The sequence below is a fragment of the Cobetia sp. 4B genome, assembly GCF_018831605.1.
Classification (GTDB): domain Bacteria; phylum Pseudomonadota; class Gammaproteobacteria; order Pseudomonadales; family Halomonadaceae; genus Cobetia; species Cobetia amphilecti.
The window spans coordinates 2,805,744-2,821,532 of record NZ_CP059843.1 but is presented as its reverse complement, the minus strand read 5'-3'; the positions used below and the strand labels follow the sequence as shown (position 1 = coordinate 2,821,532).

Below are 15,789 nucleotides of genomic sequence, written 5' to 3'. Positions count from 1 at the left end.
CTGCTACCGATCGTTTACGGGAAAGCGACGACCAATCGCGTGTCGTCTCTCTGGGTGACTACGACGCAATCGGAGGAGATGCGCGCCAAGGGGCTGGCATCGTTGCGGGGGCAAGGCGCGGTATTAGGCCGGCCCGGCATGCGACAGGGAGACAGTGCTTGCGACTCAGGGCCCTCCTCCCCGGGAGCGAGCTTTCCCGATTCCACATGATGAACTGACTCCTTGACGTGGTGAGCCACAGGGTCAACTTGCCAGAGGGCCACCTGTGATCCGTCACCTCACGTTGAAGTCATCGATTCAGTAATAGCGGGCGCAGCATATGAGAATACGCACCTCCCTTTCTGCCCGCCTCGATGGCTACCGGAGCATGACACTCTTGGCGCCGTGATGGAGGGGCGCTTTCTGGTGTAATGAGATCGATTAAATTTTAGGGGAACGCAGCTGCTTAAAGCGGCTGATAGTGGGCATGCGGGGTAGCTCAGGATAATTTGCGTTGAGTCTTAAACGGCAAGTTTCTTTATCATCGAGACTACGTTCTGGTAGGTGGGTCGTCTTTCCCGCCCCAGGACCCGCATAAGGTGAATGGATCTTGTTTCATGCCCTTTACACCAGAGAGTCTCGAGTCAGCCTGTTCTCTGATTGCTCTCGGACACTGTCTGAAATAGGGATAGGGAGAGGCGGCTGTCACCATGACGCGTTAAAGGATGCCCCACAACGGCCGTTAACCACTGTATCAGTCTTCGTGTCAGTGTCTGCCGTGATCGAGCATGATATGCGACTTTCAACAGCTTTTAACTCGCCGGATGACCATGACGCCATATTCTGAACCTCCCCCAGTTGAGAAGGGTTCTCACTACACTGACGCCACCCGCCTTGCGTCACGACTCCTCATGTACGTTATCGTCGCCCTGTTTCTTTTGTCGGGTGGCGGCCTGATTTACCTCAGTCTGGCGGTCGACGAAGACCAGCTGGCGCATAACAAGTCTGATGTTTCATTGGCATTGAATAGCCGATTGGAACAGATTGCCATCGCCCTGGACGACTATGCCTTCTGGATTGATTCCTATGACTATACCTATGGTGAAGTCGATCATGAGTGGGCGTATGAACGAGATAATATTGGGGCTTCTCTATATCCCACCTATGGATTGAATGGCGTATTTATTGTGGGGCCTGCAGGCGCTACCCGTTACGCTCTCATCAACGGTGAATTGAAGGATATCAAGGTAGAGGAGTGGATCCAGAGTGATCTGCCACGCCTACTGGAAAAAGCCAGAGAGGGATCACTGGAGGATGAGGTCGCGTCTGAATATACGGCAGTCAATGGCGTACCCGCTGTCGTATCGGCTGCCGTCATTCGGCCGGATAGTTCTTATGTACAGTTCGAGACGCTTTCCTATCTTTTGTATGTTGACATCCTGGATGCGACAAAACTGGCCGCACTGGCCGAAAGTTATGACTTGAAAGGCTTGCGTGCTGGCATTGGAACAGGGGAAGACCTCGAGGAACCCTACCTGATTCTCGCCAGCGAGGAGGTTGGGGATATTGTGGTGCAATGGCAGAAAACCGCTTATGGCCAAAATATCCTCATCAAGGTACTGCCTATCTGGGTACTGGTAGGGGGGCTGGTACTGTTCCTGTTGATATGGCTTCGCAAGCGTATCAATCATGCCAGCAAGGTTGTGGATGAAGTGCAGGGCGCCTTGAAAGTCAGCGAGCAGCGTTTCAAGAATCTGTCAGAAATTTCGTCCGACTGGATCTGGCAATCCGATACAGACCAGGTCTTGGTCTATCTGTCTGAGCGCTTCGAGCCGCTGACAGGGTTATCGACTTCGGAGTGGATCGGAAGGCCGTTGTCAGAGCTTTTGCATTACAACGCGTCGACCTTGGTGGCCATTGCCACACGTGGAGCGGCGGCCGGGCGTCAGCCTATCGAGTGTGAGCTGCGGGATGGCGAGGGACGCGTGAGATATTGTCAGATTTTTGCCTGTGAATTTCGTGTCGGGGGAGAGCTAAAGGGCTATCAGGGAACCGTGTGTGACATTACGCGTGAAATGGAAGCCAAGGCCAAGATTGAACATATCAGTCAACACGATCCGTTGACCGGTCTCGCCAATCGTCACCGCCTTGACCGGTTCCTTGAAGAAAAATTGAGTACTGGAGTGAGCGGTCATCACCCGTTATTCGTGCTGGCCCTCGATCTTGATCGCTTCAAGCCGGTCAATGATACCTACGGCCACGCTATCGGAGATCATGTGCTCTGTGAAATCGCGAAAACGATACGCGATTGCACCGATGATCGGGACATGGTCGCAAGGCTCGGGGGAGATGAATTCATCGTTGTGGCGACACAGTGCAAGACATCCCATGATGCAGAGCAGCTGAGTCAGTGCCTGATTGACAAGATCAACCAACCGATCAAGGTCGAGAAGAACGTCATCCATGTTGGAACGAGTATTGGCATCGTTGCGGCGCCGTATCATGCATTGACGCACGATGCGCTTTTGCGAAGTGCGGATATCGCGCTCTATGAGGCAAAGTCGCAAGGCAGAAATCTGGCATGTGTCTATGACCCCTCAATGACTGAGCGCATCATGGAGCGGCGCCAGTTGGAAATGGATCTATGCCAAGCTGTCGCGCGCAAGGAACTTCAGCTTGAGTTTCAGCCTCGTGTCGATGCGGTAACCCAGGAGGTTATCGGTGCTGAAGCACTGGTGCGCTGGCACCATCCTATCCGGGGGGTATTGGGGCCTGCCTGCTTCATTCCTTTGGCGGAAGAAAACGGCATGATCTTCGAAATCAGTGACTGGGTCTTGCGCGAGGCGTGCCGGAATGTCATGAGCTGGAAGGACACGCTGTGGGTGTCAGTCAATCTGTCGCCCGTGGAGTTCCAGCGCCATGACCTGGTGCAGCGTATCCAGCGAGTGCTCGAGGAGACCGGCTTATCTCCTGACCGGTTGGAGCTTGAGTTTACCGAAAGCATCATGCGGGAGGACTCTGAGGCAGTACTGACGACGATGAGCAACCTGAAAACCCTTGGGGTTCGGTTGTCGATGGATAACTTTGGAACGGATTACTCTTCCATGGGGTATCTGCAAAGCTATCCATTCGATGGCATCAAGATTGATCGTAGTTTTCTGATGTACCTCGATCATTCTGAGCGTCATGAGGCGGTCGTGGATGCCATTATCCGAATGGGTCACGCGCTATCACTCAATGTGACCGTCGAGGGGGTCGAGACGACTGAGCAGTTTGAGAAAGTCACCAGTTTGTCCTGTGATCAACTTCAAGGGTTTTACCTTGGTCCGCCAGTCTCTCCGAGTTCCTTCCGGGAGCTGCTGAGTGATGATATGTCCCGCCAACGCTGGGGGGGAGTGCAATAGAGAGACGTCATACAAGGAGGGGAGGCTTTTGCACTGGGAGCCTGTCAGGTCGGCACACAGACATTCTGTCAGGGATGTGGCTTCCCATTGGCGCGTGCCATCGACCTGCTGAGGCGCCATCGGTGAATTGCACCCGCGACCACGTGGGCACTCAAGGGGGGGAGTCCAGCTTGGCGGGACGCAATAGCATGCACTCAGGCATCCATTTCCCGTGAAGGAAACGACACAGGCACCCGCTTTCGGGTGCCTGTGTCGTGACAGGACGGTGGCGCTCCCCTGCGTCATGCGATTGAAGAGCTCACGACTCTCAGCCAGGGCCCGCCAAGGGTGTTGTCGTGGTGGGTTGCGAATCCTGGGGCGACTGAGAAGGCGCTTCATCCATCGGCTCCGTCATCATGTGTCCCCCCGGGATATTGGCCAGATCGAGGTTTTTATCGACCTGACTGAGGAATTGCAGATGCCGCTGGTATTCATTCAAGACGTCATGAATGACCTGCGTGCGTGTGAAGCCATTGAGATCCTGACCGATGCCCCCTTCGGCGAGATGCACATCCAGTCGTAGATAGTAGTCATCATCTGCCGGTAGGAAGCTCGGGGTACGCATGCGGCATGGACGCACCTGATACAGGAAACTGGGTGCGCCAGGGAAATCAACCTGCAGGGTCGGACACCCACCCTCCACCTCTTCACTGTCGCGGTTCGTGACCGACGCCTGATGTCCGTGTGCTTGCAACTCGCTGGCCAGCTGCTGCAATGCCGGACGCACAGAGTGCTTGAGTATGCTGGCAGCACCATGACGTGTAGAGCCATCGAGGGTACGCGTCAGTCGTTCACGCCAATCGCTGTCTTCACCGCTGACAACGGAAACCATCTGACGGGCTTCGGATTTCTCGCTTTCAATGCTCAGCGCGCGGTACATGCTGATCATCACCATGAAGATGACGATAGAGAAGGGGAGAGCCGTGATCACGGCAACACTTTGCAGGGTCTTGAGGCCACCGGCCATCAAAAGCGCGATGGTGATGACCCCAATGAGGACGGACCACAGGATGCGTAGTCGAATGGGGGCATCGTGGTTCACGTCACGTAGCACATAGGTGAAGTTGGCGAGTACCAGTGCCCCGGAATCTGCTGATGTCACGAAGAACACGATGCTCAGCAGTGTCAGCAGGCTCGCAGTAAAGCCGACACCGGGCAATTGTTCGAGGAAGGTGTAGATGCTGGTTTGCGGTGTATTGAGCGCTTGCTCGCCCAGTTCCACGGCACCGGATTGCACCAGTTCAATGGCCGAGTTACCGAAGACGCTCATCATGATCATCACGAAAGACAACGGGATGAAGAGCGCGCCGGCCACAAACTGGCGAATGGTTCGACCGCGGGAGATACGTGCCAGGAAGAGGCCTACGAACGGGGCCCAGGAAATCCAGAAGCCCCAGAAGAAGACGGTCCAGCTATTGAACCAGGACTGTTTGTCGGGGGCATAGGCGTAGGTTTCGAAACTCAAGCCCAGATAGGCGGTGGTATAGTCACCAACATTGGTCACCAGTGCATTGAGAAGATGTAGCGTGGGCCCCTGAAGTAGCACGAACAGCACCAGCCCACCGACCAGCAGCAGGTTCAGTTCTGACAGGCGACGGATGCCCTTTTCGACACCCGATACCACAGACATCGTGCCCAGTACGATGACCATGATGATGATCAGAATCTGAGAGACCAGCCCCTCATCGACGCCGAACAGATAGTTCAGGCCGTAATTCATCTGCATCACGCCTATCCCGAGTGCCGTGGCGATCCCGAAGACGGTGGCGAGTACCCCCGTGATGTCCACCGCATTGCCAATGGGGCCGTAGATACGCTTGCCAAGCAGCGGGAAAAGGGTCGAGCGAATCGCAAGCGGCAATCGGTGACGATAGCTGAAATAGGCCAGCGCCATCCCCATCACCACAAAGACTCCCCAGCCGGAAATCCCCCAGTGCATGAAGGTCTGCACGATGGCCCGGCGTTGCATCTCTTCCGTCGTCCCTGAGCCACCCGGAGGTGTCAGAAAGTGCGACAGTGGCTCGGATACCACGAAAAAGAGGATCGCGCCGCCGATGCCCGCGGCGAACAGCATGGCCGCCCAGGATAGCGTCGAGAACTCGGGACGCGAGTGGTCAGGTCCGAGTCGTATGCGCCCGAAGCGTGACATGCCGATACCGACCACGAAGATGACATAGAGTGTGACGGCCAGCATGTAATACCAGCCGAAGGTATTGCCAATCCAGTCGAGGCAATACCCGAAGAAGGCGGTGGCCTGTTCTGTGAAGCCCATGGCGTACGCCACGAGCAGTACGATGGCGATCAGTGAATAGCGAAAGACCGCGTGGTTGAGGTGATTGCTGGAATCCGTTTGAGGCACATCATGCGTGGCAAGATGCGCTACATCCTTTGGTGTCATGCTCAATCTCAAGCTCCTGCGATAACGGGGAGAGGGGAGTTGATACGACGATGTCCTGGAAAACCGTGTCAGCCGGACAGGGCTTCAAGGGGGAACAGGGTCGCCGCTCGCCATATTGATCTCATGGGTATCAGTGCACTTGCAGGCTGTAGACATCGAGGTGGCATGCCTTGAAGCCTGTGGTGCCTCTTGTCTTATGGATGCTGCTCATCACTTGTGGTGCCTGACGGTCCTGCAGCCATATTGTTTTTCGTCATAGCGCCTTGCCTGCGAGTGGCGATTTTCGCGCGTGGTCTAGCCGTGAGCTCGACGTAACGGTGATTCACATCCTGATAATCGAGTAGCCGGTGGTTGAATGAGTCGGATCAGCGAAGTGAATGCGCGAGAGCGCGCCGGGTTGGTGACAGCATCATGAGCCCCAGGCCTCGTGCCCCCTGAATGATTCGCTGCTCTTGACGCTGTGGCCCTGTCCTCAAGCGGGGAGGATAAGCGGCGGCTGACACCCTGCGCAGGGCCTCGATACTGCAGGCGCACAAGAGGGGAAGTCGCTACCCAGTAAAGGGGGAGATAGCTCGATAGCAGGCAATCGTCTGGTGTGGCGCAGGACATGAAAGGGCGGCTAGTCGAGTCATAAGCTCTTTGCATCATTTTTGGTTATGGAGCATGCCGTAACGGCGGTATCTGAGAGGGCTGGAGCATCATAAGATATTATGCAATTCGCGAGTCTCCATGAGCGGCATTAATCTGTAAACTGGCCCATTGTTAATCAGAGGGTATTACCTGAGCTTATGGCAAACATCGGTCGTCATGTGTCACCCAATCTGTTGCGCGTGTTCGAGGTGGCGGCACGTCATCGTGCTTTCACGCACGCTGCCCAGGAATTACGCTCGACCCAATCTGCCGTCAGTCAGCAGATCCGAGCGCTCGAAGATGCGTTGGGGGTGACGCTCTTCAAACGAGTGCATCGTGGAGTCCGCTTGACGGAAGCAGGTGAGCAGCTGTTCCAGAGCGTGCAGGAAGGGTTTGCTGTCATCGAGAGAAGTATCAACGACATTCAGCAGCTGACGACTCCCCCGTCTCTCAATATCTTGACCGATTTCGCCTTTGCCAGTGCATGGTTGATGCCTAACCTGCCCGAGTTCCGACGGCTCAATCCGGGCATTGCGGTTCACTGCATGACCAACCAGGGCGTGCTCGATCACTCGATGCAGGATATCGACGTGGCATTGTTGTTCTGTGCGGAAGAGGACACACGACCTCGGCTGTTGCGTGAGCGAGTCTTTCCGATCTGTAGCCCTGATTTTCTGGCACGCCACGGGCCCATTGAGCATCCTGAACAGCTTTGCCAACTCCCGCTGCTGACCTTGTCGGCTGCTCAGGGACAGGCCTGGATGGATTGGTCGGCGTATTTCATGGCTCAGGGGGTCAAGCATGGCGTCGGGCAGCGAGAGTTGGTCATGAACAACTATCCCCTCCTGTTGCAAGCTGCCGCTGCGGGACAAGGCGTAGCGTTGGGATGGGAAGGTTTGTGTGATGAAGCGCTAACGTCTGGGAGTCTGGTGGCGCTTCGTGAGTTTTGTCATGACACACATCATGGTTACACCTTGATCGAGGTTGATCCCTCCGAGCATTCCCAGGCCAAGCAGGCCTTGGTTGACTGGATCACCGCCCATTTCGATGATCCCGAGGCTGTCACGGAGATAGCGTCAGATACGTCATGCTGAAATGAGGCGGCTGCATGAGGGCCGCTGAGGGAAGTGTTTGGCAAGGGGCGTCGCCTCGTTGCAGCATTATCGTCGGAGCGTTTTTGGCGCTCGCCAAGTGGGTATCACCACCCAGATAGCCTGTGGATCGGAGATGTCATGAAAGGGGAGGGGCTTCCCCGACGCCTGGGCATTCTGATCTGAAAGCACCAGGCGACGTGGTTTCGTACGACATGCCACTGCGTGGTTGGAAGGCCTCATTGAATTCAGTGCATGCCTTGCCGTGGCGAGGGGGAGTCAACTGGGTGACATCAAGGGTCCCGGGTTATCCAGATAGCGTTCTCGAATATGCTGTGCCGACCAATAGGTAAGAGCTGCGACCGTCCCCGTAGGGTTGTGCTGCATATTCTGCGGGAAGGCACTTGCGCCCATGACGAAGAGGTTATGCGCATCCCAGTGCTGTAAATATCGATTGAGGACCGATGTTTTGGGGTCTGTTCCCATGATGGCGCCACCGGTTATGTGGGTTGATTGATAGCTCGAAGGATCAAAGTGATCGCCTCGCTGTTTGACACTCTCGGTGTGGTAGTCCGGCTGTAACTGGGCGACGATCTCACGCATTCGCTCCGCCATGAACTCCGTCATGCGTAGATCGTTTTCCTTCCAGTCATAAGTCATGCGCAGCAAGGGATCCCCATGCGGATCCTTGTAGGTGGGGTCCAGGTCGAGGTAGACATCCCGATAGGACATGTTCGTCCCGGTCGTGCCTATCATCATGTGATGGCCATAATGCTGGCGAACCTGCTTTTTCCATTCACTGCCCCACTGTGGTGTTCCCGGAGGCGTGCGCAGTGCACCGATAGCGCCTCCCGGGCCTTGGGTGGTGTAGATGTATGAGCCCCCGATGAAACCGTGTTGCTCGGTATCGAAGGTATCGGGGCTGAAGTCATCAATTACCTGTCCACTGCCACCAGCCGAGATGAAGGGGTTGAATTGATGATCCTTGAAGTAAAGATCCATGGAGCCCGTGATCTGGTAGGAGAAGTTGCGTCCCACCACCCCGGTGTTGCTTTCCGGGTCATAGGGTTCTCCAATCTCGGACAACAGCAACAAGCGGACATTGGATAAGGGAAATGAGGCAAGAATGACCATGCCCGCAGGCTGAAAGACCTCATTGCCATCAGCATCGCGATAGATGACCCCTTTGACCGTCTCATCTTCCTCGTGCTTCACGATCCGTGTGACTTCACAGCCCGTCCGATACGCGAAGTTCTCGCGTTGCTTGAGTGCATCAAGCGTGCAGGTCTGTGGGGATGCCTTGGAATAGTTGAGGCATCCGTAGTTGCTGCAAAAGCCGCAGAAGTTGCAGGGACCCAATTGCATGCCATAGGGGTTGGTCCAAGCGCCCGATACATTGGCAGAGGGGTAGGGATATGGATGCCAGCCCAGTGCCTGGGTCGCCTTGGTGAACAAGGTGTCCGTCAGGGTTCTCGGCAAGGGAGGGAGTGGGAATGGATTCTTGCGCGGACCTTCGAAGGGATTTCCTCCTTCGATCATTTCTCCCTGGATATTGCCAGCCTGGCCGGATAAGCCTGCGACCTTTTCGAAGAAGTCATAGTGAGGTTCCAACTCTTCATAGCTGACGCCATAGTCCTGGATGGTCATGTCCTCAGGCAAAAAGCCTGGAGAAAAGGTGCGATCGGCAAAGCTCTTCAGTGCCAGTTCGTTTGGTGTGGCGCGATACAGCACGCCTGTCCAGTGCGAACCTGCACCGCCCACCCCATCACCGGGATGGAAGGTTGTCCAATGGCGTTGGGGGATGGCCTGCTCCTGGCGATTGCGTCGTATCGTGACGGTGCTCTGACGTGGGCGTTGCATCATCTTGAGGCGTACGCCGTACTTGAGCTCATCCGCAGGTTTGGGATACAGGAAGTCCTCTTTGCTCCGATCTGCTCCGCGCTCAAGCGCCAGCACGTTCAATCCAGCGCTCGTCATTTCCAGGCCCATGATCGAGCCGGTCCAGCCAAGACCGATGATGACGACATCGACGTCTGGTTGTGTGATGGTCATGTCGTGATTCCTTTCAGTTCGACGGGGAAGTGGAGGCAGCGTCTTCGCGAGCATGATCCAGGAAGTCTGGATGCCCTTGTTGCGCCGGCTTACCAGGCCCGTGCGCCTTTCTCACCTCAGCCACCTGCTCAGGAGTCACCCTGGAGGCATCATTGCTCCAGCTCTGTCGGACGAAACTTGCCAGGCTGGCGGCTTCCTCGTTGCTCAAGCGCCAGTCAAAGCCTGGCATTTGCAAGCGTTCCGGGCGTTTTGGCGTTGACGGCAACTGTGCGCCATACAGGATGGTGCTGATCAGGGCTGTCGGGTTGTCAGCGTTGACCTGGGTGTTGCCGGAAAGCGGGGGGAAGACGCTATCTGCGCCTCTACCATTGGCGAAATGACAAGCATTGCAGTTATCCAGATACAGACGTGCCCCCTCGTCGAGGGAAGTCGCGCTCGTCAGTTGCCGTGTCGTGGCATCCGGTGCTGTGTTGGAAGGTGGCGTCGAGACGGGGGCGGGCGAGACGCGTTGCTTGTCCGTGGCACCCAGCGTCGTCAGGTAGGCAGCGATGGAAGACAAGTCCGCATCAGTGAGGTGGGACGTACTGTGCTGAATGACAGAGGTCATTTCGCCGCCAGTCGCGGCGTGGCGATTGCGTCCAGTGGCCAGATAATCGATGACATCGTCTTCCGACCAATCGCGTAATCCCGTCGAGTCGCCGCCACGCAGTGAAGGAACCTGCCACTCGTTCAGCTCAGTTCCAGCCAGGTAGTTGTCGCCGTCTTGGTCGTTGAGCGCTTTTTCCTGCATGAACAGGCCGCGAGGGGTATGACAACTGCCGCAATGCCCCGCGCCTTGTACCAGGTAGCGTCCACGCTCCAGCTGTTGCTGTCGATCACCAGAGAGATCACTGGAATGATTGGCGGAAGAGGTATTCGATACATCATCGACGAACAGCCAGTTCCAGAACCGAATCGCCCAGCGCTGATTGAATGGGAAGCTGAGAGAGGTCTCCGGTGCGGGCTCGGTGACAGGGTCCACCCCTTTCATGAAATAGGCATACAGTGCCTTGATATCGTCGTCACTCAGACTGGCATAAGACGGGTACGGCATTGCCGGGTACAGATAACTGCCATCCGCACGAACCCCTTGTCGCAGGGCGGCGGCGAAATCCTGCTCACGATATCCTCCGATCCCTGCCTTGGGGGCTGGTGTGATATTGGTCGCGTAGATAATGCCGAAGGGGCTCTCGATGGGGCGCCCCCCTGCGTACTCTTTACTCGTACCCTCACGGGTGTGGCACGCCATGCAATCTGCTGCTCGGGCCAGGTAGGCGCCGCGCTGGATCCGTTGGGTATCGGCTGTAATATCCGTGCTGGTAGGCGACGGATTATTTGTGGGGCTGTCACCGAGAACGGCCATTGCCGCACCTGCGGCACTCACGGCAGCCGCCAAGAGCGCGAGGCGTACTGGCCAATTTCTGTAATGGGGCATCCGTTGCTCCTGTTACCCGTCGTCCGGAGGGGAGTGGCTGACTTTTGAGCGGTGCTGGTCAGCCGCGCTTGCCGGCAAGGCTGACTGGGCCGAGCGGATAGGGCACATCATGCTGTGTGACCCACTCACGGAAGCTGGCGCGAGCACCTGTGAAACCAAGCATCTTCCAGCCCACCATGTCCCGGTTTCCCCCATACATGGGATCCGAGAGATACCCTTCGCGTGTGTTCTGCAAGAGAAAGGCAAAGAAGGTGGCGGAGGGGAGGTCGGGTATCCCGGCGGCTTTAAAATCAGCTCGTCCATTTTCCAGGTCGGCTAACAGCGCCTCCTGCTGCTCTGATGAAAGGTCAGTGAATTCCTGTCCCGTTTTTTGCTTGGCATGGTAACGAGCGCCCTGAATTCCCAAGCGATAGAGTGCTGCAGGTGTGTGGGGGAGCTGATACCCAAAGACGGGATCGGCGTTCGGGTGAAAGGGGCCTTGCATGTACCAGTCGCTCGCTTGCCCGTAGTCTCCACTCAGCTCCTTGTCGATGAAGACTGGGACGTTGGCCGTCAAGGCCCCGGCACCATGTTCATCTTCAGGTATCAGGCGATCGGTGGCGGCGAGAATGAATTCCCATTCTTCCGCGTTGAAAAACGCGGGGGCGTACTGATGAAGAGATGGGGTCGCCGCATCCGACGTCTGGCTGAATAGCAGGCTTGGGGCCAAGGTGACGGCAGGAATGACGGTCAGTGAGTCCCGCATGAACTCACGGCGTTTCTGGCCTTCGGGATCAAGCGACATATTGCCTCCTTACGCGCGGTGCATCGGTGACTCGCTTAACTTCTCAGCGAGTGCTCAACGCGATATCTGGCTGACTCCTTCGGGAGCGGGGCACACCATATGACGACTCATGCCGCCTCTCTTCGACGTCACTCCTGTCATGGGATGATGATGCCTAGAGGATGCCGAGGGGGTGTCAGAATGCTGTGCTGCAATATTAGAATAACAGCATGATTGGTTGCATTTGAGAGGAGAGAGTAAAGAGTTGGTGTGACGCAGCGTTGCGTTTACCAGTCTGCTAGGCGTGAGAGGCTTGTCGGTAGGTAATGGCGTGTGGAGTGATGCAATACTTCTAGACTCCAACGTGATGGGTAAGGTTGCCCCCTCAACGAAAGGTTACCTGACCCAGGAAGTGTCGTGCATTCTTCTGTCGCTTAACGTAGAACGTTTCTCGCCTAGGGTTAGGTCAAGGTCATCTGATGCGACTAGTCAGTGTCTTTGGAAGCTGGTGAAGCTGATTTCTACGCAGGATCACCCTATTAGTGGAGGCCGCGAGAAGTCATGCTGAAGGAAAACGTTATCTTCAGAGTCGGCAAGCTCAAGGAGTACAGCGCTGGTAGTAATATCGTCGATAACGATAAGTTCTGACGTTGAAATATTATAGCTTTCTTGATATTGGCTGCGACAAAGCAAGACGCTGCATGGAGGCTTGGGAGTGAACTGGAAGCATCTAAGCCAAAGGCTTGAAAATAAGCCATGGTGGGGCGACTTGGTGTTCTAGGTTGTTAGGTCCCAGGCTGTGCAAAGGCGCGGCTCAGTCAGCCCTGATGATATTATTTTTTTTGGCGTAGTCATCAATGAAGCGATTGGGCCTCTGGTGTTGTATCTGTCTGCTCGCAGAGTGGTTGATTGTGATACGTCTTACGGGCCGGTAGGTCTGGTGGGGGAAGCGCTAGGTCATGCTTGAAGTCATGGGGTGGCGTTCAGAGAAGGGATGCTCCTCACCAACCAGTGAAGCTCTTAGACCGGCTGCCAATCCTGTGGAAAACTTGGCGCTCTTGAATGCTTCAGAGTATTTGCCAGCGGAAAGCTGCTAGGAACGCCTCAACCGAGTGGCTATGCCCGAGTCCCAAAGTGAGAGTCTTTAACGACTGTCAAAAATATGCGTGTTGCTGAATTTCGTGAAATGAGTCGGTTGGACAGCTGAAATGAAACGCTACCCGTTATCATGGCTTACCCAGCATATTGATATTCGTGCGAATGACAAGATCGGCCTTCATTGCCTTGGCAATTTCACGTCCGTAGGAGACTGCCGCCTTCTGTGTGGTGAATAACTGAGTGTGATGATTGCGTTCATCGCTCTTGACGAGCCATGCCCCTGATTTGGCTATTACGAAGACAGTACGAAACATAGTTAACTCTCATGTAAAATGGCGATCCTACATTAACGTATTATGAATTAATACTAAAGTTTTACATTCCCCTTCTGTGAATATTGGATGCTGGCAATGATTCTATTAGTGTAAGTTATCTTGTCGTGTGTGGCGCATAATCGGAAATAATTTGAGAGGCTTGATTTTTGCCTAGTGAAAATCCTGGATTCATAGACTTGGATTCATAGAATAACCGCAGCACTTTGGACCGCACGGTAGAGGCAGGAGGGCCAGCGCCGGTACCCTTCTCGGCTCACCGACCAAAGTGAAGCAGAGTATGGAATACCGACAGCTGACCCAGCCCCAACGATACCTGATCCACGCCCACTATGATTTGGGCATGAGCCAGCGCCAGATCGGCAGGGAGCTGAATCTCCACAGCAGCACGATCAGCCGTGAGATTCGCCGCAACGCCACCGCTGATGACTATGATCCCGAGCAGACTCAGACACTCAGTGATCATCGTCACCGCACTGCTACCAAGTGGATAAAGCGCCTTCCAAGCATGATGGCCGCCGTTGCCGGTGAGCTACGTGAGGAGTGGAGCCCACAGCAAATCAGTGGCTTCATGGCGTCCTTGGCCAGCGTTAGTGTCAGTCATCAATGGATTTACACCATGTTAGTAATGCAGAGTTACCCAAGATGGTTGAGAAGCTGAATGGCCGTCCTCTAAAGCGGGTCGGCTACTGACTACCGACTACCGGCGTAGGTGTTTCTGGGGAATGCTCAGGAGGCCTGGATATCCTACAGATATGTCTTGATCGAGGTAAATCCGATGAGCATTCTTTGACCAGACAGGCACTTATGGACTGGATCAAGGTGAATTTACAGCGTCGGTTGCGGATATCTCATGAGAGATGACGTGGCCCGTGTCGGTATTGATGATTGCTCCAAAGCAGCATGGCCCTCTCGTTAAGCCTACAAGCATTTTTGAAACCCGATCATTCGGCCTCGGCGACGGCGATGATGGGGGTGTAGGTTACTATGCCCCAAGCCTTAAACTCTACGCCACGCAGCGCGATAGACGGGTGCTCGGGGTCCCCCGACAGCAACGCCGCTGGCCATGCCATTGGCCCAACATGCTGTCGCCCTTGGCTCGACAGACGTTGCTGGCGCTGGGGTGAGGGATCAGGTGTTCGGTGGGGCCCAAGACGTGATCAAGTGCCGCATCCGCGTGGATGGAAACCCGTCCCGAACCTCCCCAGCCATCAACGGCAGGGTATAGCGAGAATCGCTAGGCGACTGCCCCGGCATTTCGACTCTGCAAGGGGTAGCGTCATCATGTTGGAAGGGCAACGTCTCCCTCTCGAGTGCTGTGCAGGCAGACAGTGTCAGAGGGGCGAAGGAGCGAGGCAATAGCGCTCCTGACAGAAAGAAAGGGCAACACACGGCTTTCCCTGTCCAAGGGAAGCGCTGACACGGAGGAGCGGGCACTACAGGCGACGATCTGGAGTGAAATCGACCTCTTCGGCACCCTGGGCCAGCGCCAGAAAAGCGGGGTGCTCTGGATTAACGAGGTAGTTCGTTTCTCGGGGCGCGACCACACTCGGAACCGCCAGAACTAGGCTCGACTGTCCCTCAAGCCAGTCGTCACCGATCTCGGCTGTGGAGGGTGGCGCCGGCTCAGCTCGCCAATCTGCTGGCAGAACGTCCTCCGGGAGCTGCATTAGCACCTCCTCCCGGAATGTCACCTCCAGGAGCGCATACTCCTTCAGCAGCTGATTGTCTTCCAGGTGAACCATCACCTCGAGCATGGCCAATGACTCTGTGCTCGCGAGGTACACACAGGCCTTGCCTTTGCTGTTCCAGCGCCCGCCGTACAGCCGAGCCCCTTCCCCATCAAAGGCTGTCTTTAGCCACTTCCGCTTAACGAGCCGATAACCGCGCACCACAGTCATGCAAAGACGCCATGCTCAAGCCGGCCGATCAGATCTAGAACGGCTTCGGCGCCAGCAGTGGTAGCCACCATCTCGACCGGTAGACGCCCCCCCAGCCCACGCACGGGGCTGAGCAACCATTCTTTCGCCTTCGCCTTGTCGCCTTCGAACAGGTCCACCGCGCTCTTGTACACCTCAGCGAAACGGTAAAGTCGATCGCCCTCGGCAGGTTTGAAGTAGCCAGTATCGGCACGACGCTTCAGGGTTGCCGGAGGAATGACCACATACCGTGCCAACTCCTTGCTCTCAAGCCCGGAGGCCTCAGTGAGCTTGGTATAGACTTTGTACGAGATGCCAGCATTCAGCGCTTCATGCAGCTTGGCTCCACGCGAGGGAAGACCCAGAGCCCTCCAGAAGTCGTCCTTCCGAGCGGCTGGTTTTGGGCGATACTCTTTGATAGCGGCTTGCATAGCTCTCTCCCGTGACTTCATCTGATACCTCTTCAGGGTATCAGATGATTCATTTGACAGCATCTCGTATCGTTTGTCGGCTTCCTGAGGTAGTACTGGCCGTAGGCCAAAACCTGAACCGGCATCAGACAGAAGAACACAAACGCCGCCACTAGCCTCGCCAACGCCCGCGTGATATC

Annotated in this window: 10 protein-coding genes; 3 read left to right on the top strand and 7 right to left on the bottom strand. The window is 55.7% G+C overall.

The features are described 5' to 3' along the window. The first annotated feature begins 890 nt into the window (after window positions 1-890). A complete protein-coding gene (locus H2O77_RS11585) occupies window positions 891-3,383 on the top strand; it encodes an EAL domain-containing protein (protein ID WP_215823134.1) in 2,493 nt (830 codons plus the stop codon). 307 nt (window positions 3,384-3,690) lie between these two features. On the opposite strand, the gene betT is transcribed toward H2O77_RS11585, so the two are convergent. Further along, window positions 3,691-5,820, bottom strand: coding sequence for a choline BCCT transporter BetT (gene betT, locus H2O77_RS11580; protein ID WP_215824588.1), 2,130 nt, complete (start codon window positions 5,818-5,820; stop codon window positions 3,691-3,693). A gap of 788 nt (window positions 5,821-6,608) precedes the next feature. Between betT and H2O77_RS11575 the strand changes: the two genes are divergently transcribed. After that, the gene (locus tag H2O77_RS11575; protein WP_215823133.1) at window positions 6,609-7,544 is read left to right on the top strand and encodes a LysR substrate-binding domain-containing protein; all 936 of its coding nucleotides are present in this window, start codon (window positions 6,609-6,611) and stop codon (window positions 7,542-7,544) included. A 276-nt stretch (window positions 7,545-7,820) separates the two neighbouring features. Here the strand turns inward: H2O77_RS11575 and H2O77_RS11570 are convergent, their stop codons facing one another. From H2O77_RS11570 to H2O77_RS11555, 4 genes are all read right to left on the bottom strand, one after another. Further along, entirely contained in the window at window positions 7,821-9,593 is a 1,773-nt protein-coding gene (locus H2O77_RS11570; RefSeq protein WP_215823132.1) for a GMC family oxidoreductase, read from the bottom strand. A 13-nt stretch (window positions 9,594-9,606) separates the two neighbouring features. Next, window positions 9,607-10,995: a cytochrome c gene (locus H2O77_RS11565; RefSeq protein WP_215823131.1), complete on the bottom strand. Its 1,389-nt coding sequence runs from the start codon at window positions 10,993-10,995 to the stop codon at window positions 9,607-9,609. A 130-nt stretch (window positions 10,996-11,125) separates the two neighbouring features. Beyond that, window positions 11,126-11,851: a gluconate 2-dehydrogenase subunit 3 family protein gene (locus H2O77_RS11560; protein WP_215823130.1), complete on the bottom strand. Its 726-nt coding sequence runs from the start codon at window positions 11,849-11,851 to the stop codon at window positions 11,126-11,128. A gap of 1,205 nt (window positions 11,852-13,056) precedes the next feature. Then, window positions 13,057-13,242, bottom strand: a complete 186-nt coding sequence (locus H2O77_RS11555; RefSeq protein ID WP_215823129.1) for a DUF2188 domain-containing protein — start codon at window positions 13,240-13,242, stop codon at window positions 13,057-13,059. 298 nt (window positions 13,243-13,540) lie between these two features. Here H2O77_RS11555 and H2O77_RS11550 point away from each other — a divergent pair, with 298 nt between their 5' ends. Further along, a complete protein-coding gene (locus H2O77_RS11550; protein WP_276315203.1) occupies window positions 13,541-13,921 on the top strand; it encodes a helix-turn-helix domain-containing protein in 381 nt (126 codons plus the stop codon). Between the two features lie 775 nt (window positions 13,922-14,696). Here the strand turns inward: H2O77_RS11550 and H2O77_RS11545 are convergent. Continuing rightward, window positions 14,697-15,161, bottom strand: a complete 465-nt coding sequence (locus H2O77_RS11545) for an RES family NAD+ phosphorylase (protein WP_082388599.1) — start codon at window positions 15,159-15,161, stop codon at window positions 14,697-14,699. Continuing rightward, window positions 15,158-15,610 (bottom strand): antitoxin Xre/MbcA/ParS toxin-binding domain-containing protein, encoded by a 453-nt coding sequence (locus H2O77_RS11540; protein WP_215823128.1) that lies wholly within the window; start codon window positions 15,608-15,610, stop codon window positions 15,158-15,160. The genes H2O77_RS11545 and H2O77_RS11540 overlap by 4 nt, the downstream gene beginning before the upstream one ends. Window positions 15,611-15,789: the final 179 nt, after the last annotated feature.

Bases quoted from the DNA above. Each gene is read 5' to 3' on its own strand.
- H2O77_RS11560 (WP_215823130.1), bottom strand. From the start codon at position 11,851: ATGTCGCTTGATCCCGAAGGCCAGAAACGCCGTGAGTTCATGCGGGAC.
- betT (WP_215824588.1), bottom strand. From the start codon at position 5,820: ATGACACCAAAGGATGTAGCGCATCTTGCCACGCATGATGTGCCTCAA.
- H2O77_RS11545 (WP_082388599.1), bottom strand. From the start codon at position 15,161: ATGACTGTGGTGCGCGGTTATCGGCTCGTTAAGCGGAAGTGGCTAAAG.
- H2O77_RS11570 (WP_215823132.1), bottom strand. From the start codon at position 9,593: ATGACCATCACACAACCAGACGTCGATGTCGTCATCATCGGTCTTGGC.
- H2O77_RS11555 (WP_215823129.1), bottom strand. From the start codon at position 13,242: ATGTTTCGTACTGTCTTCGTAATAGCCAAATCAGGGGCATGGCTCGTC.
- H2O77_RS11575 (WP_215823133.1), top strand. From the start codon at position 6,609: ATGGCAAACATCGGTCGTCATGTGTCACCCAATCTGTTGCGCGTGTTC.
- H2O77_RS11550 (WP_276315203.1), top strand. From the start codon at position 13,541: ATGGAATACCGACAGCTGACCCAGCCCCAACGATACCTGATCCACGCC.
- H2O77_RS11540 (WP_215823128.1), bottom strand. From the start codon at position 15,610: ATGCAAGCCGCTATCAAAGAGTATCGCCCAAAACCAGCCGCTCGGAAG.
- H2O77_RS11585 (WP_215823134.1), top strand. From the start codon at position 891: ATGTACGTTATCGTCGCCCTGTTTCTTTTGTCGGGTGGCGGCCTGATT.
- H2O77_RS11565 (WP_215823131.1), bottom strand. From the start codon at position 10,995: ATGGCCGTTCTCGGTGACAGCCCCACAAATAATCCGTCGCCTACCAGC.